At 39.0% G+C, this 24,845-nt stretch carries 13 protein-coding genes; 2 read left to right on the forward strand and 11 right to left on the reverse strand.

Annotation, left to right across the window (positions count from 1 at the left end; genetic code table 11):
- Positions 1–6: 6 nt before the first annotated feature.
- The 11 genes from HMPREF9455_RS11780 to HMPREF9455_RS11830 all read right to left on the reverse strand — a co-directional run bounded on the left by HMPREF9455_RS11780 (position 7) and on the right by HMPREF9455_RS11830 (position 20,539).
- The gene (locus HMPREF9455_RS11780; RefSeq protein ID WP_006799924.1) at positions 7–1,677 is read right to left on the reverse strand and encodes a glycoside hydrolase family 43 protein; all 1,671 of its coding nucleotides are present in this window, start codon (positions 1,675–1,677) and stop codon (positions 7–9) included.
- Between the two features lie 3 nt (positions 1,678–1,680).
- Positions 1,681–3,042: a right-handed parallel beta-helix repeat-containing protein gene (locus tag HMPREF9455_RS11785; protein WP_006799925.1), complete on the reverse strand. Its 1,362-nt coding sequence runs from the start codon at positions 3,040–3,042 to the stop codon at positions 1,681–1,683.
- The gene (locus HMPREF9455_RS11790; RefSeq protein ID WP_006799926.1) at positions 3,039–5,774 is read right to left on the reverse strand and encodes an endo-acting ulvan lysase-like protein; all 2,736 of its coding nucleotides are present in this window, start codon (positions 5,772–5,774) and stop codon (positions 3,039–3,041) included. Before HMPREF9455_RS11790 ends, HMPREF9455_RS11785 begins: the two co-directional genes overlap by 4 nt.
- Before the next feature lie 11 nt (positions 5,775–5,785).
- Positions 5,786–7,186 carry a glycosyl hydrolase family 28 protein gene (locus tag HMPREF9455_RS11795; protein ID WP_006799927.1) on the reverse strand — a complete coding sequence of 467 codons (1,401 nt, stop codon included), beginning with the start codon at positions 7,184–7,186 and terminating at the stop codon, positions 5,786–5,788.
- A gap of 4 nt (positions 7,187–7,190) precedes the next feature.
- Complete coding sequence (locus HMPREF9455_RS11800; protein ID WP_006799928.1) at positions 7,191–9,125, reverse strand: glycoside hydrolase family 127 protein; 1,935 nt, start codon at positions 9,123–9,125, stop codon at positions 7,191–7,193.
- A gap of 5 nt (positions 9,126–9,130) precedes the next feature.
- Positions 9,131–11,119, reverse strand: a complete 1,989-nt coding sequence (locus HMPREF9455_RS11805) for a glycoside hydrolase family 97 protein (RefSeq protein WP_006799929.1) — start codon at positions 11,117–11,119, stop codon at positions 9,131–9,133.
- A gap of 24 nt (positions 11,120–11,143) precedes the next feature.
- A complete protein-coding gene (locus HMPREF9455_RS11810; protein WP_044216130.1) occupies positions 11,144–12,751 on the reverse strand; it encodes a hypothetical protein in 1,608 nt (535 codons plus the stop codon).
- A 70-nt stretch (positions 12,752–12,821) separates the two neighbouring features.
- The gene (locus HMPREF9455_RS11815) at positions 12,822–14,084 is read right to left on the reverse strand and encodes an alginate lyase family protein (protein ID WP_006799931.1); all 1,263 of its coding nucleotides are present in this window, start codon (positions 14,082–14,084) and stop codon (positions 12,822–12,824) included.
- A gap of 75 nt (positions 14,085–14,159) precedes the next feature.
- Positions 14,160–15,542 carry an Ig-like domain-containing protein gene (locus tag HMPREF9455_RS11820; protein WP_006799932.1) on the reverse strand — a complete coding sequence of 461 codons (1,383 nt, stop codon included), beginning with the start codon at positions 15,540–15,542 and terminating at the stop codon, positions 14,160–14,162.
- Between the two features lie 18 nt (positions 15,543–15,560).
- Positions 15,561–17,288, reverse strand: a complete 1,728-nt coding sequence (locus HMPREF9455_RS11825; RefSeq protein ID WP_006799933.1) for a RagB/SusD family nutrient uptake outer membrane protein — start codon at positions 17,286–17,288, stop codon at positions 15,561–15,563.
- 11 nt (positions 17,289–17,299) lie between these two features.
- The gene (locus HMPREF9455_RS11830; protein ID WP_006799934.1) at positions 17,300–20,539 is read right to left on the reverse strand and encodes a SusC/RagA family TonB-linked outer membrane protein; all 3,240 of its coding nucleotides are present in this window, start codon (positions 20,537–20,539) and stop codon (positions 17,300–17,302) included.
- Between the two features lie 584 nt (positions 20,540–21,123).
- Between HMPREF9455_RS11830 and HMPREF9455_RS20725 the strand changes: the two genes are divergently transcribed.
- Positions 21,124–21,777 (forward strand): transposase, encoded by a 654-nt coding sequence (locus HMPREF9455_RS20725; protein WP_006799935.1) that lies wholly within the window; start codon positions 21,124–21,126, stop codon positions 21,775–21,777.
- Positions 21,778–22,020: 243 nt separating this feature from the next.
- Positions 22,021–24,747, forward strand: a complete 2,727-nt coding sequence (locus HMPREF9455_RS11840) for a ligand-binding sensor domain-containing protein (protein ID WP_006799936.1) — start codon at positions 22,021–22,023, stop codon at positions 24,745–24,747.
- The last annotated feature ends 98 nt before the right edge of the window (positions 24,748–24,845 follow it).

A 24,845-nucleotide genomic window follows, 5' to 3' on the forward strand; every position in this document is an offset into this window, starting at 1 on the left:
ATATTTTCACCTTTTTTCTATCCTGAACCAATCTATATCAATCCATGAACGTTGTGTCTTTTCTGTTTTATTTAAAATGAACATACCTGTTTTTGCTCCAATCCATTTTCCTTGTCTGGCAGTAAACTGTTCACTTAGCTTTTGAAATTTCTTTCCATCTGTACTGTAAGAGAAAGAGCACAGACCACCCTCTTTTACTGATGCCCGAAAATAGAATTCTGTATTTTCCAGTTTTGTATGGTAATTATATTTTATTTCAGTTTTCAGATTTCTCAGTGTAACTCTTGCGATTTCCTTTTCTTTGTTTTTTTGTTCAGCATCCTTACATTCTATTTGTTCCAGGTCATAACCATCTCTTGTTTTTACCAGAGCTATGTATGCATAATCCCAACCCATCATGATAAGGCCTGCTTTGTCTCCTTCATTTTGCAGTACTGCTGTTACTTTCATAGTAACAGTAAATTCCGGTGCTGTGATTTTTTGCATCAACAGGTTCGGGATATCCCAGAAGTTATTATAAAATATCGGGTAATATTGCCCGTACATTCTGTAATACCCCAAATTGGAAGCATATCCCCAGGTCTGTTGAGGATTGGCATGCCACGACCATTGTAAGCCCAACTTCGGAGTATTGAATTCATCACTTTCCTGAGGTGTTTGTATCGGATAAGTTTTTCCTACATTAGGTTTTTTATAAGACAATACAGGTTCACCACAATAATTTTTATCGTTAACACCCATTACAGGCCAGTTATCTTTCCATGTTACAGGTTGCAGATGTATTATACGCCCGTATGCCCCCTTATCCTGAAAATGCATAAACCACCATTCACCAGTCTGTGTATCCACTAACCCTCCCTGATGAGGACCATTGATATCCGTATTACCTTGATAGAGTACTTTTTTCATTTCGTAAGGTCCGTATATATTTTTCGAACGGAGAGCTATCTGCCAGCCCATTTCTACCCCTCCGGCAGGAGCCAGCAGGTAATAATATCCATCCTTTTTATAAAATTTGCCACCTTCGGTTGTATGGTTACCATGAAGTAATCCGTCATAAATAAGACTTTCCTCACTGATAGCCTTTGTTCCATCCTCATTTAATTCACAAAGGGTCATTACACTATTCATATTAGCGCGGCTCCCTGCCCAGGCATGAGTAAGGTATACTTTACCATCATCGTCGAAGAGCGGACTAGGGTCTATTCTCCCTTTTCCGGGAAGCACGAGTATCGGTTTATCCCATCTCCCGGATATATCCTTTGTCTTGACTACATAGATGCCAAAGTCAGGATCGCCCCAATAGATCATATATTCGCCTTTATGGTAGCGGATACATGGAGCCCATACACCTTTGCCATGCTGTGCTTTATCAAAGAAATTTTGAGGTTCTACACCTTCCATGTATAAGTCCTGAAGAGCATAGTTAATAATTCTCCAATTGATCAGATCTTTCGAATGTAATATCGGTAAGCCCGGCACACAGTTGAAACTGGAGGCTGTCATATAATAATCATCCCCTACACGGATAACGTCCGGATCGGAATAGTCGGCATAAAGTATAGGGTTCTTGTATGTCCCGTTACCCTGATCTGCTACCCAGACTTGCGATTTGTATGTTTGGGCATTGGATATCAGGCAAACCAACAGGTTTAATATGATGGCTATTCTTTTCATAGTTTATTTCAGATATTTTATAGTATTATTTTGCCCTTCGTCTTCTCCAATAGCGCCTATTGTTTCAATAATACAATCGCTTACCATAGGGCCGACAATGACCGGCATACCGGTTGTATTTTTAAATTGGAGTTTTGTGCATTTTCCCTCTCCATATGGAGACATTGCTTCTCCATGTTCGGGATGGGTATATCCTATCAGTATAGATAAAGGCTTTGTCCTATTCTTGCCTTTTGAAGATTTTAATATTATCTTATTATTATTTCCTTGAATGGTTGCCAGGGCATGGACAATTCTGTCCGACTCATCGGGTAATACTTCTATTTCAACATTCGCATTACTACCTTCCATAAATAGTAGAGGGCCATAGTTGGCATCACCTTTGCAATTCTTAGCCACAGCATTGTTTCCAAACCAAAAGCCTCTTTCTACGCCGATTACAGAACAATTTTCCAAAGTGACGCCTCCATTTGTGCGTAATTCGAATCCTCCGCGCGTGTTTTTTGCAACGCAGTTTTTGAAATGGATACTCTTATTTTGCCCGTATGTGCGGAAACCGTCTTCACAAAGGGACTTCATATAACCGGGAGTCACAATATATTTTCCTTCCCTGTTAGGAGTCCATGTCCGGAATTTAACATCGAAAGCAGGACCTGATGTTTCCTTTATTATTTCGTCTGTCGGACGGACTTCTCCCTCTACATAACAATCTTCAAAATATATATTACCCGCTTCTTTCTGGATGTAAAAGCCGTGTCCGAACGAACGCATAAAAAGTTTGCACCTGATTATTCGCGTATAACTGCCTGTGATAAGGAATCCGCTTTGCTTCTTATGCCTTATGACATCGGGACCTCCCTTACCGAACAAATCACCATAGCCATACGGAAAAGAACCCCGGACTGTAATATTAAAATCTTCTATCTTATTATTTTCTCCTGCTACTTCAAACGTGGCTCCCCCGGGAGAAAGGCCATTTCCTATGCAGGTTATTTTCAGCCCTTTTAGTATATTTCCATTTCCGGATACTATTATTTCATTTGTATGAATGGGGAACTTTAGCAGTTCCCGTAGTTTGGTATCTATTTCTATATGGACACCTTCAAGATTGAATGTATTATTATTCCCTTTGAAAGTAATATATTGAAAATCATTCCTTTTTAACTTGGCTTCTATCGAATCGGGGGTCAAATAGTCGGTTAATCTATATACACCCGGTTTCAGTTTGACATTATTATTACTTTCGTGAGCGTAATAAACTAATTCCTTCAGGCTGGAAATATGTACAGAGGCTGCTTGTACCCGGTTCAAGCAGAAGAAACCAACTGCCAGGATAGTTATCGATATAAATATGCTTTTCTTCATAGCTTTATCTTTTGATAAGTTGTCTTATCCTTATTGATTTGCTTACCTTTTTCTGTTTTTATTGTAACAGGCTTATCGCAGGTGAAGTAATATTCCCCGTTTTTATATTCGAGTACAGCATTTACTTTTTCAGCCGCTTCTATTTTAAAGCCTTTACCTTCTACCAATGTTCCATTGCCTAAGAATAAGGTAAAATCATTACCTTTCTCACTTATTACTGCATATGTTCCGTTAACTGCCATATTGTTATAAACAACCATTTCGTCCTTTACCGAAGAAAAGATATAATCTGTCCTGCCTGATTTACTATTTACCACTAAGCCTACAAAATCGGGGGAAGCATTGTTTACATTAAATGATTCTATCGACCGGATGTATTTACCTTCTTTCTCGGTAGCCGGCTCAAATACCGATACAAACGGACGATTCCAGGCCTCGCCATATTGACGGGCTGCAATCGTCAGATATGGCGATTTATTTACTTCATACGGAAAGTTATTATTATTACGGAATGCTTTGCATGCCGGCGCTTTGATAGAGAATATTTCTCTGTTAGGATATCCCTTCATCCATAAATTCATATATATATGGTTGCCATCTGGAAAGCTCATTTTCCATACAGCCTGATAGTCCTCGTTTGTCTTTGCCGACTTCTTATCCCACATATAATCGAGGGCAAAAAGATGTCCTCCTGCAAAAGCCATTTCTTCGCTTGGTTGCAGGTTTAAATTTTCCCCTTTTATATTTTGGATAAAAAGTTCTTGTCCGAGATTATGATAGAAATAGTCATGGAACTTATCTCCATTACGTTGTTTCTTCGAGCGGAAGATATCGACATAATATCCTGTTGCCTCTCCTGTGCTGACAATGCTTAACAGGCGGTTCTGGTCGCTGCGGCTTTCGGGTTCTAAGAAGTATACATCCGAAAAGGTTATATTTTTGTAATAACCTTCTTTCTGATTGGATTCGGGATAACAGCTAAGTAAGTCGAAGGGGTGGTTGCTCAGCATTTCCGGATATTTGGATATACCGTCTACCATCACCGTATTGTGCGCAGGGAACTGTGAGTAGTATTCCAGATAGGGCTTTTCAAAATAGGTTGAACCGATACCTGATTCTGCTCCCAGTATATGGCCTTTGCCATACAGTTCCATGGCAACACCGTTGCTATGGGCATGGTTTCCATACGAAGCGTATTGGGATATCATCAGACCATTTTGCTTGTCATCGTATTTATTGCGCTGCACAAACCAGCTTACATTCGGGGCGTAAAAGGTCTGTGTAATATAATCACCAGGTTTGCCTTTCTCTATGTTTTTATCTAAAGCAAGTGGCTTGCTTGTAAAGAATGATGCTACCTGCGGAACTAACTTTTCCGGGGTACCCTGTTGTATTGCATTTGGTTCGAACAGCTTATACATTTTAGTAAATAATACTTCATTCTCTTTGTCACCATACTTTTGAGCAATGCGCACCATATCGCTCATTGCTTCAGTATGCAATCCTCCATAATAGGTGTCGCCGAATGCCGTAATCTGGTTGTTTGGAAACAGGTATTGAGGGAGCACTTTTACCGCTTCTACCATTACAGGGATATAGGGTAGTAAATTCTGATTGAAGGTATTATCGTAATCGCGGATAAAATTGGTCAGATCTTTAGTTACGCCCTGTGCATATCCGGGACATTCGTTCCATATACCTGTATCATAATCGTAGCCGTATTTCATAAAGTCAGTTAGTGACCATTGGCGGGCAGAGGTTTTATTCAGTATATAGTCTATATAATACTCTCGTCCTTTACCGTCTGCATAGGTTCTATTATCCTCTAGTACCATTGCCGCTTTAAGAATAAACTTAGACTTATGCAGGTTCCAGTTGTTATGGGGAACACCGTTTTTGATCGATATATCTATCCACTTTTTGAATGTTATGGCATATATATCTGTTTTATCACTATGTTTTGCTTGTATGTAAGGGTAGATGAAATCGTATAAATAAGCCAGTTCGTTAAGTATACGTTCCTGTATTACTTCGAATGTGGACATCCCTGCTAATGTCTGCGCATGTCCGTTACCTAAATCGACAGGCTCGGTACGGTAATGCATTCCCATCATATAAGTGTTGAACAGATCGAACGCAAATTTTGCATATTTTTCATCGCCGGTTATCCAATATACAAAAGCTGCATCTTTAGCAATCCGCATTATCTCTTCGTTTACACTTTCGATACTTCCTCCCGATACGTTTGATTGGTCAACCCATTCCAGAGGGCTGCTTTCTTTTGAGGTATTACGGAAATAAACTCCTTTCGTATCGTCCATATAAGGGACAATATCTTCTATCTTGGGCCGGCTGAAAGGTGAACTCACCCCGCGTGTGCTGCCGAAACGAACAGTAGGAACGGGGGCTTCGCCGTCGGCATGGGAATAAACTCCTCCATTGATATATACTTGTGTCGCTTTACTTTTCCAGTACATCATCAGGCGGGAATAAAGCCAGTCGGGTTCTGTCTGTGTCCTCTCTACATAGGGGTTTATTCTGTCCAGTATACCTTGCATCACTTCTTTTGCCCATATATCTTCCTTTAGCTGCTTTTCCAATGTAGGTTTATAGCCGGGTGTGGTCATTAACCGGGGATGTGCCTGCGGCAGATTTGAGGGTAATGGTATTTGCTGTGCCGATAAATACGGATAAGTGATTAAGAGAAATATGGTGATAACTATATATTTCATTTTCCTGATTTTTATTTAAAGCGAATATTCTTAACAAACTCATTCTGACGGAAATAATCCAGATTGTTAATCCTTTTACCGTTTATGGTTATATTCTCAAAGGTTATGTCTTTTATTATCTGATCTTTACTTAGCCCCTCGAGTACACATAAACTCTCATTCGTGCCATTATAGGATATATTGCGGAACGTAACGTTTTCAATACCGCGTCCGGGTTGTTTATCATATTTCTCATTGAAACGAACCTTTATATACAGTAATCTTCCTTCCTGTATACTTTCCACCCTGATATCTTCACATAATACATTGCGTACCAGATTACGATCTCCTGCATCAATAGAGATACATCCCTGATAAGGAGGATCGTCCTCATCATGCTCTAAAATATCGACATTGCGGATCGTTATATTTTCCATCACCTCACCGGGATTATTGTTTGGGTCTCCATGGCCACCCATATTTATGGGATGAGCGATATCTGCCCATAGAGTGGAATTCTGCACAGTTATGTTGCTGCTTCCTCCGTAAAATTCCCATCTGTGGTTGTATAAGGCAATACAATCATCACTATTGCGCATAAAGACGTTATCTATCAGCACATCACGGCAGCACATCATATCAATACCGTCACTCCACCCCTGATTGCTGAATGATCTGAAATTGCGGATCGTTATTCCCGATGACTGTCCTCCGGCAATTGAGTAGTGACGCGGATTGATGGCTATTATATCTTGAACCTGCACATTTTTGGAGAAGTTGATGGCAATACCTTGCGTTGGTTCCAAGATGAAACCTCGTCCACATATTTTCACATTTTCTACATTCTCACATAGTAGTTTTCCATTCAATACAGCCCCGCCTTCCAAATAAACAGTCGTATTCGATGGGATTTTGAAGACACCTTCATCACCGGTCGGTTTATGTAATCCCGCTTCAAAATACATAATTCCTTCCGTATCTTTTTGGGGCTTATCTGTCTCAATGGGGTTTGTGAAAATATGCAGATTGCGGAGGCGGTCTCCGTTAAATTCTACCGATAAGTTCTTGGGTGAATCAAGCATGAAAGTTATAACATTATCATTGATCTGTGGTATTACACCTTTCGATAGCGGACGAATTACGGCCTTATTTATATCTCCGTTGTTCTTCTGTACTTTGATCTCGACTGTACCGTTAAAATCAAAATAAACCATCGATGCATCGGATTTCGTATCCATATCCACTTTCACGTTATACTCATACAGGTCTGTCCATTCCCGGTCTCCCGGAACCCGTACCTGCACGGTATAATCGTCATTATGCATCTTGTAATAAAGTTCTTTCGGTACAGAATGGGTTACAATCTGTGTGAAAGCGAGGTTATTTACGAATACCATTAAGAGTAATGTTGCAAACAATGATGTCTTTTTCATACTTTTATTTTAATAAGTCCCAATAAACTACATAACGCTGATGATGAATCCTATAGATAGGTTCTAAACGAACATTTTCTTTTTCTACATAAAAAGTCAAAGGATTTCCGGAAACTGATTTGATATATTGTTCCAGATTCTTTTTATCAAGTTTTAATCCTGTTTTCATACTGTCTGGCACATTATAGTCGTAAGTATAATAATCATTATACAACTCTGGGTTAGAGAAGGGTGCAGGCGCTTTCATCCCCTCTGTTCCCATTGTACCTGCCAGTACGAGAGGGCCGTACATAATTGCAGCCTTATCAGGATTATCATTTGTTTCAGTCAAATACAGGTGCATCGGGTAATGTACTTCAATTTTATCCCCATTCTTCCAGGTTCTGTCTATAGTGATATAGCCTGATGGAGATTGTTTTATCTTCGTTTTTTTACCATTTACTTTTACCTCTACATTACTGGTCCATGACGGATAACGCAGGTAAACAGGCATTTTTATATCTTTATCAGTAGTGACTGTCAAACATATGTTTCCCTCTTCGGGAAAAGCTGTTTCTTGTTTTATTTTTATTCCTTTTTCTTTCCACGTCAGTTCCGATGGAATAAAGAGATTTACATATAACCCGTTATTATCGTGATAGTAAATGGCTTCTCCGTATTTCGCATGGTTCTCAAAGCCTGTTCCTACACAGCACCAGAATGAGTTTTCGGGAGTGCTGTATACTTTATGCGCACCGGGAAGCATTGGCAGGAAATAAGCGACCATACCCGACTGAGGGTCTTGCTGTCCGAGAATATGATTGTATAAAGCCCTTTCGTAATAATCTGCATATTTCGCGTTTGCATCCCAACAGAAAAGATGCCGGGTAAGTTTCAGCATATTATTGGTATTACAGGTTTCCTGTGTGTAGCCTGTCAGGTTTTTAGAAATGCTGTCAGAGTGTATGAATTTTTCTTTATGGCTGTTTCCTCCTGTGCAATAGGTCTGATGATCTATTACTGTATTCCAGAAAAAGTTAGCTATGTCTTTTGAGCGTTCACTGTTATGCAGTTCGTAATTACGGGCTTCTCCTATTACTTTCGGTATAAATGTATTAGCATGTTTAAAATAAAGGTCGGCTTTATGTTCTGCCAAAGGATCTATTACATCTGCATGATAAAAGAATTCGGCTGATTTTTTATGCTCGGGATTTCCTGTTATCGCATACAGGTTATAAAAAGCTTCATTTACTCCTCCGAACTCGTTGCGAAGCATGAGGGCACGTTGTTCTTCACTAAGTGGCATTAGTTTCTGATATGCCCATGAAGCCGCTTCCTTCATTATATCGAGTGCTTCTTTGTTATCACAATAAAGGTATTGGTCGATGAGTCCTGCATATACTTTGTGCAACGTATACCATGGTGCCCAAACGCTTTTTCCTGCTATATTACGATTGATAAGGTTTTCGGGATAAGCGCTGATATATCCTTTCTGTCCGTTCTCTATTAATATATCCTGTACTTCTGCTAATCCTGCCACAAGGCTATCCGCTTTTATCTTATATCGTTCATCTCCTGTGGATGCATAGAGATAAGCCAAACCAGACATAATATGCCCTATGGAATGTCCACGGAGTTCACAATCAAGAGATTCCCATCCGCCAAGTTTCTTTATGGTCATATAGCCCCCTTCGCGCCCGGCATAAACTCCTGCTGTATTGCGGAAACTATGAAGAAGCCTGTCTACACCGAGCGATAATATCCATTTGGATTCACGTTCCATGTTTTGCCTGAACGGAGAATCTAGTAAACGGACATCTTTCAGATCAAAACTAAAGGCTTTGACCTCTCCATTCAGTGGTTGTTTTATTTTGTCTAAATGTTGCCCCGGATAAACAGATTGAGCATTTATCGAGAGTTGACAAAAAAGTGATAATATTATTATATATATTTTCTTCATATTATTTATAGTATCTGATCCTTTTTATATGCCTTGTATTTCTTGATATCCTCTTTCGTTGCGGGAGTAAAATGTATGGCACAACCACCGCTTGCTTTTAGCCGGAATTGCAGACTGAAGGTATTGTCTACTATCAGCCGGGTTACCCTTACTTTTGTTTTTGTTTCTATCTTATCGTCATCCGTGTAGATGTTGGCTATGTATTTTTGTCCTTTGTCTAGGAAAGAGAGGGGAGTAGTAATATTGCGAGCCTCGTTATTTCCTAGTGTACCTAAAGACCAATCTTCGCCACTACGGCGCGCAATCGTAACAAATTCCCCTATATCTCCATCTATTGCTTTCGTATCGTCCCAGACTGTTTTTACTTTGTCAAAGAACTCTATTTCGGGTTCTCCGGTGTATGCCGATGGCTGATCGTACCAGTACAGGAACTGTAACGGGCTGTAATAAACGGCAGCCATTGCCAGTTGATGGGCATGAGTTGTTTTTATCCTGTTGTTGTAATAACAAATTGTATAATCCCCCGCGCCTGCAAGAAAACGTGTAAACGGCAATATCGTATTATGTGTTGCATCCGGCATTTCCTCATTCCCCCGAATTCCTTCCTGAGTCATAAGATTGGGATAGGTACGGCTGAAGCCAGTGGGACGGTATTCATCGTGAATATCAACCAGCATTTCATATTCGGCACATTTTCTTACGGCATCATGCAGCCATGTACTCCAATGCTGATTGCCAATTTGTACAAAACCGAATTTAATACCCTTAATACCCCATTTTTTATAAAGAGGGAGTATTTCATCTAACTGCTGTACAAGTGCACGCTGATTGACATATACCATCAGGCCGATGCCTTTCGATGAAGCATAAGCAGCCAATGCCGGGATATCAAAATCTCTGTTTTCGGCAACTGTTGTGGCATCTGAACTCATACTCATTTCAGGTCCATACCAGCCTGCATCGATGTGAATATATTGAAGACCACGTTCGGCAGCAAAGTCAACACATTTTTTAGCGTCTTCCTGTGTCAGTTTAGCAACACGCATTACTTTTCCGGGTTTTATCCATGAGGTATCTTTTATCTTATTTTCGGGATTAAGATTTAATATTATATCGTTGTTAGCTATCAGGTCGGTTGCCTTTTCTGCTGCCATAATTACACGCCAGGGAGTGCTATATGGAGTGATAACGTCCACTGAACTATATAATGATGCCTGTAATGTATTTGCTTTTTTATCATTCAGTCGGAATTTCATACGGGCATAATCGATCATTTCTGCTTCGGCAAGAGCAACTGTTAATCCATTTTGCAGTTTCATCGTTAAAGGGCGCTCGCACTCGTCTGTCCAGTCTTTCAAAGGCAAAAGCGAATATGGCCCTTGTGCCCAGCGCTCATAATATGCCATTGTACCTTCGGGTAATGTGAACTGTGTTTGTTCTCCGGTTATATGAAGGAATAATCCGTTTGTTGCTTCAGGGAAGTGATAACGGAACGCAATTCCGTCGTTATAGGCACGGATAATAAAGTTCATCATATAGTACCGGCGTTTGTCGTACCCCCCTTCATGTTCTCCTGTATTTTCACCGGATTTGAAGAATTTGAGAGTTAATTCATTGTAATGGTCTCGAATAGTAGCATGTTCTCCGTATACAGGTTTCCATACAGTATTTACATTATTTTCAGTTTTTCCTGTGAGGGTAAGGTTTTCTCCCCATATTTTAAAAGTATCGTTTGGGATAGCTAATGCTGATTCAAATAGTTGATTTTCTATTAATACACCTAGCTCTGATTCCTCGATAACGGTTTTGTTATTATATGAGAGGGTATAATAGAGCTGTTTTTTCCCTTTCGGAAATTCTTTCTGATAAGTATCGAAGATATACTTACCGTCCGGAGATGTTACCTGTGACCGGGTAGACTCTATAATGATTTGAGCTTGCAGCCCAATTGTGAATAAACAAAACAACATTAAAATATTCAGACCTTTTTTCATGGTTTTTATTATTCCTTTATATTATTAATATTCTATATTAAACGATCTTTCAACGGGTTCAGCTGTTTGTACCTTAGCTCCTGTGTTGCGTCCATATTGCCATGCCACGACCGTAACTTTTACAGGATACTTGGCACGAGGAGGGATCTTGTTTATAATCAGTTTATTGTATTCAATTTTTACAGGGCCTTCTTTTACATAATAATAGACAGGAAGTCCACTGTCAGAGACCGCATTAAGTTTTACCGGTTTACTATCTCTATGTATATTCTTTATCGGTTCGAATTCAATAACTTGCTTTTTACCATCTTTATTCGGATATGGTATTTTTATATTGATTTGTTGTACAGCACTTTTATACTCTTTATCTCCAGAGTTAGAAGCTAATAACCAGATGTCGTTTGTTCTTCTCTGATTATTCAGGCCCATATGATAGAAACGGACCGTAAATGTCGTATCATTTATTTTTTCAACAGGGCCGCAAATGCGGTCTACTCTAATGTTCCCATTTGCAGAACGATTGGTTGATGGGCGTATTCTTGATGAATCCACAAATAATGGTGATATATGGAAAGTCAGACCGTCATTTTCAGGTTCGAATTCCATGCTATATCCCGCATGCGTATTTTGATAATTAATAAATTTTCCCTTCTGCGTAAATCCTATATATTGATTCTTTTTGTTCCTTTCATTTGCGTAATATTCTTCTGTCTGGTCAGCCATCTCTTTATCGAAATACCAAAACGCATCATGGCTATCTCCCTTATATTCTGAAAAAGGAGTTGTTTGTTCACGTTTTTTATGATCAGGGTGCCAACGTTCGGCAAGCCATCCTTTTTTTATATCGACTTTCCTTAGTTGAGAGGGTCTATCTAATGGTTGTTTTTCAGGTAAACGATATTGTGCTGCTTTTCTTAAAAACAGGGAGATGTAATTTACAACCTCATCAGATACATCGAAATGTCCGTGCCCGGCATCGCAAAGAAAAGAGATACAGCTTTCGGGATACATCATTCTGAAAGCCAGTGCCGGATTTACCCTGGCTTCCCACCATTCATATTCTCCTTCAATCATCAATCCCGGAATGCCATCGATATTGCGGGTTCTCCCCCACTCAAGGTTCTCCCCTCCGTAACCCGTCAGATTTGTGCGTGGGGCATCTCCTTTATACGAAACAACGGCTAATGTACGATCAGGATTCCACGCGGCGAAATTCCACGGGAATGTGGCCATAGCAGAGTGTCCGAGAGGAACGATTGGTGCATTACTCAATTCGGAATAGCCACTAACATCAGCCAGATTATTTAGCATGACATCAAAATATTTCTGACAGCCATTTGCTACATCCCAGGACTGATCTATCCCAGGAGTTATCCATATGATTGCAAATCCCAGATCAGCCATCGTTTTTCTGAAAGTTGGGTGCTCGAATATTGGTTCTTCGCACATATTATGCTGTCCGACTACGATGGTTCGTACTTGTTTGCAATCGGACGGTATCCATAAAAAAGCTTCGGGGCAGGCATTCGTTTCCGGGGATACATAATCCCTGATCTTTACAGACCATTGCCATTCAGACGCCTGCATGTTACCAATAATTGATATAAAGATTATAAAAATTAGCTTTCTCATGTTTTCCGGTACGATAAAATTTAAATTCAGAAGCCTCTCTTATAAAAAGAGGCTTCCGGTCAATGCTTATTTATTCCTGAGTATACATTAGTGTACCAAAGCCCATTTGGTCATATCCTCCACTATTTGGGCCATAGTTGCCTCCACCACCTTCAGGTCTCACTTTTTCTGCAAATTTCTGAGACCATGGAGCAGAAATCTTTTTCACCTTTGCGTAGTGGTTGTATATGAGTTCCCATGCAGGACGTAGTGTTCCTCTTCCTACATTTGAAATAATTGTATGCGTTTCACCTTCACAATTTGTATATTTGGTAAAAGGCATATCCGTATCTGCAATAGTTGTATCTACATTATACATGGCTGTATATTCGCATAGAGCCAATAACTTATTATTATCATATGCAAACAAGTCTACCCCGATATTGTAAGCCATCTGGCAGAATGCTCCATACAACGAAATCACCAATGTTGCGTGTCCCTGGTCACGTCCCGATTCCTGTCCTTGCCCCAATACCTGTCCATTAAGTGTATGTAGTGATGTTACAGCCTGATTGATACCGCCGTTTCCTGCACCTTTTTTAAAATAATTGAGATTATAATTTATCTTCTCCTTATCGTCACACAGGATACCTATTGCAAGGCCTGATGCCATGTTACAAACATCCCAGTTGGTCCAGTAGTGCGAAATACATGTTCCATTATGCCTTTCCAGGAAATCTTTGTTTAAAGGATAGAACAGATCTGATAACCATGTCTTGTATGCATTGAAATCGGCAGCAGCCCAACCTGAATAATCTCGAAGAATTTCAGCAGCATTGGCAAATTGATAACCATATATACCCGCAGCCAGGTATTTGTTAGAGTCGCCATTGATAGATTTACAAGTGGTAGCCCATGCGTTTAGGATTTTAACAGCAGCGTCTGCATACTTATCGTCTCCGGAAATTTTCCATCTTAAACCGAGTTGGTATGCAGCTGCAACATCATACATTGCTTTACTGTAATTGTCGGCTTCAGGTTCTTCTTTTGATCCTCCGCCTCTGATCAATTTTGCAACAGGATTAGCTGTATAGGTCTCCTGTGCTTTATCATTTGCAATTAATATGTTCCATCCGTCAGTCCAAGGTTGTGCATTCGCATTAACTTTTTCTTTTACACGTTTGAAATCGGCAGCAGTGTGAAGCATGCAGGGGTGCGATAGTTTCACATCGAACTCTTCAACCGGATCGGGCCAGCTGTCAATATCAGTAGTTCCGTCTTTTATTTCACTGCTACATGCTCCAAAGGTTGTAGTGGCGATAAACATTAATGAATATATAAATATTTTTTTCATGATTACTTTATTTTTTGTAATGGTCGGTTATACGTAACCGGCCGTCAATAGACCGGTTACATATTTTATCTGGATTTATTCGGCAGCAAGAAATGCATTCAAGTCCGCTTCATCTTTAAATGTCCTGATCCAGTATATGTCGTATGTACCGTTAGAATCTTCCAGAGGGAAGTCAGCCATTTTGAACTGGAAAGTAGAGAATGGGAATAAGCCTGTAGCTAATGCCGGTATTTTTGCGGTCATATCATAATAGTAAACAGGTGTTTTATCTTTCGCTGTTTTTATTCCTGTCTGATTAGGTCCTCCACTATTGACATTCCCTTCGGATGTGACGGCTACGGCATCCCATTTACGGCTGCCTGATGATGGCATAGTTCCTTTTATAGCAAGAATAGGACGGCTGCCTCCAAAAGAAATTGGCGACTCACTATATTTAATATCTGCACGCCATTTTGTCCCTTTAGACATAGTTACAGTCATCTTTCCGTTCGCTATTACCGAACTTGCTCCTGAAGTAACAACTGACCAACCTTTAAATCCATCCGTAGCATCCCATTTATACCATCCCGGATCTACTGTTACGGATACACTCGATTGATAACCGGTTTCTATACATTTGGCTGTAATCTCAACAGGACCAAACCCAACCGGGGTGAGTAATCCTTTATCTACCTTAAGTATACTTTCATTACTAGATGTCCACTCAACTGAACCCAGAGTTGCATCAGCCGGGGTGTAAGTCACATTCAGCATAACAGGAGCATTAATACATAGCAGATCATTATATGGTTGTATCTCAACTTTCTCCGCGGAAATATAAGCAATAATTGTAAGATCATAACTGGCCGATACTTTACTTCCATCATGTGTGCGGGCTGTGATTGTAACATTTCCCGCCTTAACACCTGTAACTATTCCTTTGTCAGAAACTGTTGCAACAGAAGGATTGCTGCTTTCCCATGTGAGGTAGTCATAAGTATGATCTGCGGGGGAAATCGTATATTTCAAAGGAAGATCATCTGTTTCATAGATGGAAGTCTCTGTATTTGAAAATGTAATATCGGTGGCTTTTATAATTGACGATACAATTTTTACAGGAATAGACTTTACTGCATTTGTTGCACCAAATCCAATACCGGGAGCAATAGTTATCACAGCTTCACCAACTGATACTCCTGTAATTTTCCCATCTTGCGATACTGTAGCCACAGATTCATCCGAAGATTTCCAGATGATACTTTTATCTTCCAGTTTGGCAGGACTGACAGTCCATTTCAAAACAGAGTCCATATTAACTGCCAGGAATAAAGTCTCTGATTTAAAATTGTCAATAGATATTTCATCAATCAGTTTTGCTTCAGGCATTCCTGTTGTGTAATCTTTATCCTCGCAAGATGTAAGTAGTATACATCCTGTAAATAGCAGCATTAACGCTGTATATAATTTAAGCTTTTTCATAACTTGCATTTTTGTTAATTAATTTCCCCAACCCGGATTTTGTCCCAAATTTGGATTCAAACGTTTTTGATCGGCCGGAATAGGGTATAAGTAATTCTTTTCTGCCCATTTACGTCCATTTTCAATAATCAGGCATCCTTCTGCATTCCTGCTATAACCTGGATTTGAATATACAGTCTGAAATTCTGTTCCTTCCCATTTAATACCTATGAAGTCCATCGGCATTTCAGTTTCTGCTGTTTTCCAGCGCTTCAGGTCATCTATACGGAAACCTTCATTATATAACTCTATAGTACGTTCGCGACGGATCTCTGTACGCATGTTTAATCCGTTTGCACTCACCAGATCATTTGACAGTTTTGGCATTGATGAATTTACACGCAGACGTACCAGATTGAGAGATATATCCAGATCCTGATCTGAAATAGCATCGTCTCGTTCAAACAGAGCTTCGGCGTAGTTCAAAAGGACCTCGGCATACCGTATGATCGGGTAGTCATATCCTTCATAATTTGTATTTACCTTTCTTTCCGTACTCCATTTCTGGTTTGCATAACCGCTTCCGCTACCGGGTTTAAAGTCTTTGATACTGGCAGAAGCAAGATCGGCTTCATCTCCCGACCAGGTAACACGAGGGTTTTCATTGCTCCAAAAAGTATCGTGGGGCCTGGCTAATGTATAACGCATGCGGTTATCCCGGTTTTGGAATTCAGAATCGATCTTTGTATATCCCTGGAAACGAGGATTTGTCGTGCTATTGTATTCAATAGGTAAACCATTATCGCATAAATACATATTTACAAATTTACGGGAAACTTGCTGAACATTGATGAGGCATTCTTTTGTTATATTCTTTCCGATAGGAGATAATGTCTCATCATGACGACGAGCGAAAATGTACTCTTTATTCGCACTTTTCTGTAATCCGGCCGGATTTGATTTAACATCTTCCAGTATGAACATATATTTCTGCACACTATCACCTAATATAGCCGGCTTGAATAATTCGAAGTTCCTGCTGTCGATAACCTGTTTAGCTGCCTTTGCTGCAATGTCGAGCAATTCTTTACCACGAGCAGTATTTCCACGCGACTTTTGCCATGTGCCTTCATATAGTGCCACTCTGGACAAGAAGGATAATGCTCCTTCACTTCCTATCCTGCCGTTTTCAACAGAAGCGGTAGCGGGTAGTTTTAAAGCTGCATCCTGCAAATCCGCAATCATAAAATCCACAACTTCGCTGCGATTGTTGCGTGCAACATAAAGTTCAGGATCAGTAATATCCAATGGTTTATCTGTGACGATCACATCTCCGAATAGCTGTAAGAGATCGTAGTAGCAATAAGCCCGGAAAAATCTGGCTTCGCCAATATACTGGGCAATGTCTACTTGTTTAGCATAAGTCTCCGCATTTTTCAACAATAGATTGGTCCGGCGGATTCTCTTATAAGCATCATTGTAATTATTATCCGTTTCTGTCAGGCCGTTTGTACCCAGTCTGTATACATTGTTCTTATCGTTACTGTCCAGTATGATATCTGAACGTTTGTCGGAATGGGGAGCATCATATACACTGCTGGAGAAGTCTCTTGTCCAACCATAGAACTGATTTGCAAATAGTTTGAAATCGTTTGGCCTTTGCCACAGATTTGTTTCTGCTAACTGATCTTTAGGATCCAGGTCCAGGCACGAATGAGATACCAGTCCTATAATGATAGTAAGTAAAAATATATAATATTTTCTCATTGTTTCAAATTTTAAAATGTGATGTTAGTTCCGAAAGTTAAGCTTCTTGTAAACGGATAACGCTTCAAACCATTACTGTTCTCACCGGTTTTACTGATTGCTTCAGGGTCCCAGCCATCATTAATTTTGGAATGTTCCCACAAATCGGTACCTGTAACATAGACACGGACTTTACTTAAAACTTTTGTTTTTGCTATCAGCGAAGCAGGAAGAGTGTATCCCAGCGTAATATTCTTCAAGCGTAAATAGGATCCATCTTCAGCAGACCATGATGAAGGAAAATAGTTGTAATCATTAAGTGAGCCGTTATTGGTATATTGCGGATAGCGGCCATTCGGATTTTCCTGACTCCAAACCTTTCCTATAGAATGAGTGGATGAATTCATGTATACTGCACGCATAGGTATGCGTAAAGGACTATCACGCATTATAGTACGTTTTCCTACACCCTGTAATATAGCAGATAGGTCAAATCCATTCCATTCTATTCCCATATTAAATGAGAATGATATTTTAGGATCGTCTGTACCGAGATATACAAGGTCTTCGACAGTTATAGCTCCATCGCCATTCACATCCTCAAACATATTGTCTCCCAGGCGCAGACTACCCAATGCATTTGCAATCAGAGGACTATTCGATTTATATTTGGCTACATATTTATCCAATTGTTCCAATGTCTGAATTTTGCCACAATAGCGTAATCCGAAAACTGAATTCAGGGAATAACCTTCTCTATCCGATTTTATTCCTTGGCCAAGAGCGGCGTCTCCTCCATTGTCTGTCAGCTTGGTATTAGCATAAGTATATGTTGCACCCAGATTGTAGCGTACATTGCCAATCTTGTCTGACCAGGTAAAACTGCCCTCGAATCCATTCCCCTTAAATTTACCCGCATTATGTTGAGGCGCTTCGTCTCCTAATATTGAAGGATAAGCATTTCTAACAAGCATATTGTTATTCTTTTTCCAGAAATATTCAACAGTACCGTTTAATCTTCCTCCGAAAAAGCCAAAGTCTAACCCTATATTATAATTGTGTATTCTTTCCCATGTACGGTCCTGGCTAACTAACTTACCATTAGTGTCTATGTAAGTAACCTTCCCATTCCCGATTAATGCTCCGGAACCCGAATATGCATTATATAGCTGTACTCCGTCATAAAGATCGATTCCACTTTGATTTCCTACGTTTCCGTATGAAGCTCTCAATTTCAAATTACTAACATAATTGCTTAGATCTTGCATGAATGCTTCCTCCGATATACGCCATCCGGCAGAGGCTCCCCAAAATGCAGCCCAACGGTTATCCGATTGAAATTTGGAAGAACCGTCGTAACGGAACTGACCTTCCAGCATATATTTACTTTGAAAAGTATAATTGATCCTTCCAAAATATGACATGATGGCCTCCTGATTCTTTTTGGCCCTGTCATCCTTATTATCGGGATTTATTATCCATGATGTTCCTTCTCCATTTGGAATTTCCAACCCCGGCATTACATTATCAGTACGGCTGTATGAATATTCATACTCTTTCATATTGTATTGTGCACCACCCATAACTTTTATGTCATGATCTTTTGCAAAAATACGGCTCCATTCCAGATATCCCGACAGAGAGTAAAAATCTGTTCTGGAATTTGTTTTTGTATAGAAGCTTTTATCTTGAGTGGGGGCAGTTCTAATAACACGTGTCCCGGCATAATTATACCAATCAATTGATTTTGATACAATATCGCGTGTGGATGTTGATGTATTATAACCCAGTGTTGCGACTGCTTTTAAATCTTTTGTTAAAGAATAGTTGAACGATTCGCTTATATTAATAGCTGAAACTTTCAGTTTGTTTTCTCCTCCAAGTTCAGCATACCAGTTAGGAGCACCCCATGTACCCCATGCATATGGTTTTCCATCGACAGTAGATGACGGGAATCCCGGCTGCTGGATGGAAGTGGCTAAAACGGAACCAACTTGAGAAGGAGCCACCTGGTCCTGGCGATTATATGCTATAACCGATTCGAGCGAGAGGGCATTCGTCAATTTGAACGAGTTGCTCAAGCGGAAATTGTAGCGATTGTTATTGTTTTCTCCCCATTTCAGGTTACTGTCGTCGTACATATAACCCAAAGACGCGCGATATGTGGCTTTATCTCCTCCGCCTGATATGCTCAGTTCATGTTGTGTAGAAGCTGCTGTCCCCCACATAATATCGTTCCAATTGGTATCGAAAAATACATAATCGGCTACATCGGTGAAAGCACCGGATATAGGGTTACTTGCATGATCGAGGTTGATATAGCTTCCTTTATTGGCTAAAGCCAGTTTTGCATATCGCATCCATACATCATCGTTATTATAGCCATCATTGGTACGTGCTTGTATTACAGCGTCAGCCCATTGGGAGAGACTCATCATTTCCGGCATTAATCCTACAAATTTTGCAGAGACTGAGCCGTTATATTCTACCCGGGTTTTACCGCCTTTGGCTTTTTTTGTTTGAACCAATACAACACCTCCGGCAGCCTTACTACCATATATAGATGCAGACGCGTCTTTAAGGAAGTTGATAGATTCTATATCCGATGGATTTAACAGGCGAAGTTCATTGGCACTCTCATATTCTATTCCATCGATGATGATCAAAGGCGATGTCGCATTCCTGGATACAGCTCCACGAAGGCTCATGCTCCAGCTTTCGTCACCGGGAGCCGATGAGGAGCGAGTAATAATAACACCGGGAACTTGTCCTTGCAAAGCCTGTAAAGGACTTGACAGGGTTCCTTTGTTTTCCATGGCTTTTCCGTCTACCACGGCAACAGAACCTGTTAGTGTCTCTTTCTTCTGAGTGCCATAACCAACTACCACTACTTCGTCCAAGAGTTGATTATCTTCTTCTAACACGATGTCAATATTTGTTTTGTTTTGGATATCGACGATTTGTTCTTTGAAGCCAATAAAGCTAAATCTTAGCTGTGTAGCTCCCTGAGGCATATTTATTGTGTATGCTCCGTCGATGTCAGTCATCGCGCCCACGGTGGTTCCTGTGACAGTTACAGAGACACCGATAAGAGGGTCACCAACTTTATCGGTAACTTTTCCTTTGATCGTCCGGTTTGTCTGATTTACGGACAGATTCTCATTAGAATAATTTGCATGCAGGAAAGAATTGCATATACTGCATAGCATAAAGGCAGCGGTGAGTAATGCAATTTTGTTTTTCCGGAATTTAGAATTAGGTTTTACATTCATATTTCCATGTATTTATTATTTAATTATTATGATTTATCAGATTACTATATCAAGATAGTAAATAGGGAGTCAATTTCTAAGGTATCATTCAGGTTAACTTTTTATATTTATTATATTCATATTTTTCGTTAGGGATCTTTCATGATAGTTTATGGTTTATTCTGTTTTGAGTATTTGTTAACGAAACAAAAATACTTAGAGTAAATCTTATTTTATCCTTTTTAAGAGGCTTAATAAGTCCTGAAAAAATATTTCGGATTTGATTGCCTGAGTGCAAAATTATTTATGGACTCCTTTTTGCATGCTGTTTACGTTATAATCTAAGAAGCTGTTTGAGTTATAACGGAGTAATTTGACTATTATAAGCGTAGTGTTTCGGTGTAGCCGACAGAAGGAGGCCGACGCGACGCGAAGCTTTTGCCACTTACCTCTAAAATGTTAAAATTTTGTATGGGTAGGAATTCCGTTTATCTATAAAGAAACTGATTAGCAAATTAGCAGATTAGCAGATTTGTAAATAGCGCAAAGCGATATACCCGGAATTCATTTGCTAATATGCTAATATTCAAATTAAAAAATTTATTATGGCAAAGTACAGTACGGAATTGACAGAAAAGATTGTAAACCTGCTTGAAGACGAATTTTTCACCGTATCGCAGGTATGTAAGGCAACAGGCATCAGCCGTGAGACATATTATTGCTGGATGAATACCAGAAGCGATTTCCGCAGCGAAGTGGAACAGGCGGTAGCGCGCCGCGAAGCCGAACTAATGACGATGGTGCATGCTTCGCTGAAAAAGAAACTTGAAGGCTATTACACCACGGTAGAAAAAGACATCTATGTCCCCGATGGGCATACAGGCGAACTAGTCTTCAAGCAAAAAACAGTTACGAAGAAGGAATGCCCGCCTGACCTGCGTACGATAAAGATGCTGCTTGACAGACAGGATAAGAGCCGGCAAGGAGAGGAGAAGTCCGCTAAAGAATGCGTAATGAAAAGTAAACCCGAAACTCTGAAGAAAAGAGTAGAACCTGAAGAAGAAATTATCCTGAATCCGGCGGAAGAAATATTGGAAGCCTGCGCGGAGGCCATCACAGAGTTCCCCCCGAAAAACGAACATACAAAAAAGGATATGCAGGTACTTACATCTTCACAGAAAAGAAAAGCCGAACACAAAAAGAAGAAAAATATGACAACCGAAAAAATTAAGAAAACTGTCAGATGTGTCAGGTTTTAACAAAAACAGATAAGTGATATAATTCAAACAGCTTCTTAAAAACCGACCGCAAATATTGTAATCAGTGAAATATTTCTTACTTTAGATTTTTATTTTACAACGAGAGTATTATTCTTTTTAAGAAGAAATAATAAAGAAGGTAAGTCTGAAAAACAAAATTTAGTCTGCTGTATCTGCTATTTATTATTAATAACTTTGATAAAGTCTAATAAAATTTGATGTTAATTTCCCGCTAATTTGAGAATGAAGAATTTATTTCTTATAGTTTTTGTATTTTTATCTGGTTTGTCCTTATTTGCTACAGATGGTTATTCTTTCAGAAACCTTACTGTAGAACAAGGATTAACAAGTAATACAATTAATTGTATACACCGGGATTATAAGAACTTCATATGGTTGGGGACTGCAAACGGACTTAATAGGTTTGACGGTACTGCAATCTTATTTTTTGACGAATTCAAAGATAAATCGATAGTCTCAATTATTGAACCTGATACTACAAGTCTGTATATACTCTCCGAAAGAGAATTGTATAAATATGATCGGAGATTGAGAAAGAACATACGTTTATCTTTTGCAAACGATGATAATGTTTCTTTTAAAAAACTTGCTTTTGATAAGAATAAGAATGTATATATATTGAGTGATAGGGGATTATATCTTTTGAAGAAGAATAGCCTTACAGCTTCTCTTGTAAAAAAAACTTCATTCGAAAAAAAAATAATAACGGATATATATGTAGATGACAAAAATAACTGTTGGCTTACATGTTTGGGCGCCCTTATCAAATATAATCCGGATTCGAACCAAACACTAAATTTTGAAAATCCCTCCGATAGCAAGTTATCATGTTTGATTGGTGTGAACAATAAATTGTATATCGGTACTCAAAGCAGTAAGGTCATATCCTTCGATACAAATTCTGATACATTTACAGATGTGGCCTCTATAGAGACGTCTTATATACAGACTATAGCCTATCATAGTGATAAGCTATATATAGGTACGAACGGAAATGGCCTGAAGGTGTTAAGTCTTAAGGATAAAAATATATCGACAATAGCACAAAATACTTCACAAAAGAATACATTAAGTTCCAATGCCATATATTCGTTGTTGATTGAAGATAATATGTTTTGGGTAGGGACTTTCTCCGGTGGACTGAATTATATGCCTTCTCATGAGAATAATTTTAAGACGTTAGATAACCGGTATTTCAACTCATCTTTTCTGAATATCAGATCTTTCCATATTGATAATGACGGATTGGGTGTTTATGGCGCCCGCAACGGATTTATTTATAACCAAAACGGAGAATTTCAATGGTTTACTATTGATAATACCCCGGATCTAAAATCAAATATAATTTTATCGATTTTACCTTTCAATGGCGACTATCTTATAGGCACTTACGGAGGTGGTCTTAATTTCTTCGAAACAAAGACAAAATCGATAAAAAGATTCGATAACAGTCCTGTTTTTTCAGAGGCATCGTTCTATTCTATTATTAAAGGAGACGATAGTACTTTATGGTTTGGCACCTTATCAGGTCTGATAAAATATGAATTTGATAATAAGAAATATACTGTCTATAATACTCAGAATTCGGATATCATATCCAACGATATATATAGTTTATTGAAAGACTCTTCGGGGAGAATCTGGATCGCGACAAGAGCAGGGATATGCTATTTTCAGGATGGCGTTTTTAAACAACCTGCCTCTATCGATCTGTCTTTTATTGGGATAGTTCGTACTTTATTTCAGGATTCTGGTGGTAATATATGGTTAGGGTGTGAAAATCAGGGGGCTATTAAAATATCTCCTGATTTAAGTGCTTATAAGAACTACACAATACATGATATTTTACCGGATAATTATGTTTCTTCTATCATAGAAGGGGCGCGTGGTAAGATATGGATGTCTACCCCGAAAGGAATAGTCTTATATGATAACAATTCGTCCGGTTATAGAATATATTCTTTACATGACGGCATTTCCAGTTATGCTTTCAACGATGGAGCAGTGCAAAAAACAGAGAACGATATATTATGGTGGGGTAATGAAAAAGGGCTTCTGTATTTAGATTCTATTAATGTAAAAGATGATTATAAAAATAACATCCTCATCACTAAAGTTGTAATTGATGGTTTCCCCGAAGATTATGAAATACGGAAATTATCCGAAGCTCCGGAATATAGTAGAACAATCGAATTACCTTCTTCGCAAAAGAATCTCATATTCAAATTTTCTGACTTCAAATATGATTACCCTTCCTCAATTGTTTATGAATATAAGTTGGAAAACTTAAAGGATAGTGCATGGCATAAAACCCTGGCCGGTAATGAGATTTTGATACCGGATATTCCGAGTGGCTCTTATATTCTGAAAATCAGAAAAGCCGGAGATCATTCATCAGAAAAGATGTTTGTGGTTTATAAGGATAAATCATATCTGATTTATTGGGCTTTGTTTATAATAGTAATTATAGCTATCTTATTTATTTACACCTATAAATGGTTTATACGAAGACTAAGGAATTATAAAAATGCGGCAAAAAACCAAGAAGACACAACTAAAGCAAAATACCAGAACCAGAAAATAGAAAAAGATGAGTTGGAGAATATAAAATTGCAGCTCATACAGTATATGGAAGATGAAAAACCATATCTTAATCCGGAACTTAAACTTGACGATATTGCGCAAGCTATCAATTGTCCGAAAACAAAGATATCGCAGGTTTTAAATCAATACCTGGATACTAATTTTTCTAATTTCATATCTAAATACAGGATCGAAATGTTTAAGAAAAAGGCTGCGGAGGGACTGCTCCATCAATATACACTTAGTGCTTTAGCAAAGGAATGCGGATTTAGTTCGAGGAGTTCATTTTTTCATACGATGAAGAAACTTACAGGACAGACTCCTTCTGAGTTTTTGAAGGATACCGGAATAAATATCAAAGATTAATATAATCTCAGGTTACAGATACTCTTAATATTTGGAGTTATCGGGGCTATTCCATAAGGTGTAAATATTAATAGATCTACTTTTGGGTCTATCAAATA

This window comes from Dysgonomonas gadei ATCC BAA-286, assembly GCF_000213555.1.
Lineage (GTDB): Bacteria > Bacteroidota > Bacteroidia > Bacteroidales > Dysgonomonadaceae > Dysgonomonas > Dysgonomonas gadei.

Bases quoted from the DNA above. Each gene is read 5' to 3' on its own strand.
- HMPREF9455_RS11780 (WP_006799924.1), bottom strand. From the start codon at position 1,677: ATGAAAAGAATAGCCATCATATTAAACCTGTTGGTTTGCCTGATATCC.
- HMPREF9455_RS11785 (WP_006799925.1), bottom strand. From the start codon at position 3,042: ATGAAGAAAAGCATATTTATATCGATAACTATCCTGGCAGTTGGTTTC.
- HMPREF9455_RS11790 (WP_006799926.1), bottom strand. From the start codon at position 5,774: ATGAAATATATAGTTATCACCATATTTCTCTTAATCACTTATCCGTAT.
- HMPREF9455_RS11795 (WP_006799927.1), bottom strand. From the start codon at position 7,186: ATGAAAAAGACATCATTGTTTGCAACATTACTCTTAATGGTATTCGTA.
- HMPREF9455_RS11800 (WP_006799928.1), bottom strand. From the start codon at position 9,125: ATGAAGAAAATATATATAATAATATTATCACTTTTTTGTCAACTCTCG.
- HMPREF9455_RS11805 (WP_006799929.1), bottom strand. From the start codon at position 11,119: ATGAAAAAAGGTCTGAATATTTTAATGTTGTTTTGTTTATTCACAATT.
- HMPREF9455_RS11810 (WP_044216130.1), bottom strand. From the start codon at position 12,751: ATGAGAAAGCTAATTTTTATAATCTTTATATCAATTATTGGTAACATG.
- HMPREF9455_RS11815 (WP_006799931.1), bottom strand. From the start codon at position 14,084: ATGAAAAAAATATTTATATATTCATTAATGTTTATCGCCACTACAACC.
- HMPREF9455_RS11820 (WP_006799932.1), bottom strand. From the start codon at position 15,542: ATGAAAAAGCTTAAATTATATACAGCGTTAATGCTGCTATTTACAGGA.
- HMPREF9455_RS11825 (WP_006799933.1), bottom strand. From the start codon at position 17,288: ATGAGAAAATATTATATATTTTTACTTACTATCATTATAGGACTGGTA.
- HMPREF9455_RS11830 (WP_006799934.1), bottom strand. From the start codon at position 20,539: ATGAATGTAAAACCTAATTCTAAATTCCGGAAAAACAAAATTGCATTA.
- HMPREF9455_RS20725 (WP_006799935.1), top strand. From the start codon at position 21,124: ATGGCAAAGTACAGTACGGAATTGACAGAAAAGATTGTAAACCTGCTT.
- HMPREF9455_RS11840 (WP_006799936.1), top strand. From the start codon at position 22,021: ATGAAGAATTTATTTCTTATAGTTTTTGTATTTTTATCTGGTTTGTCC.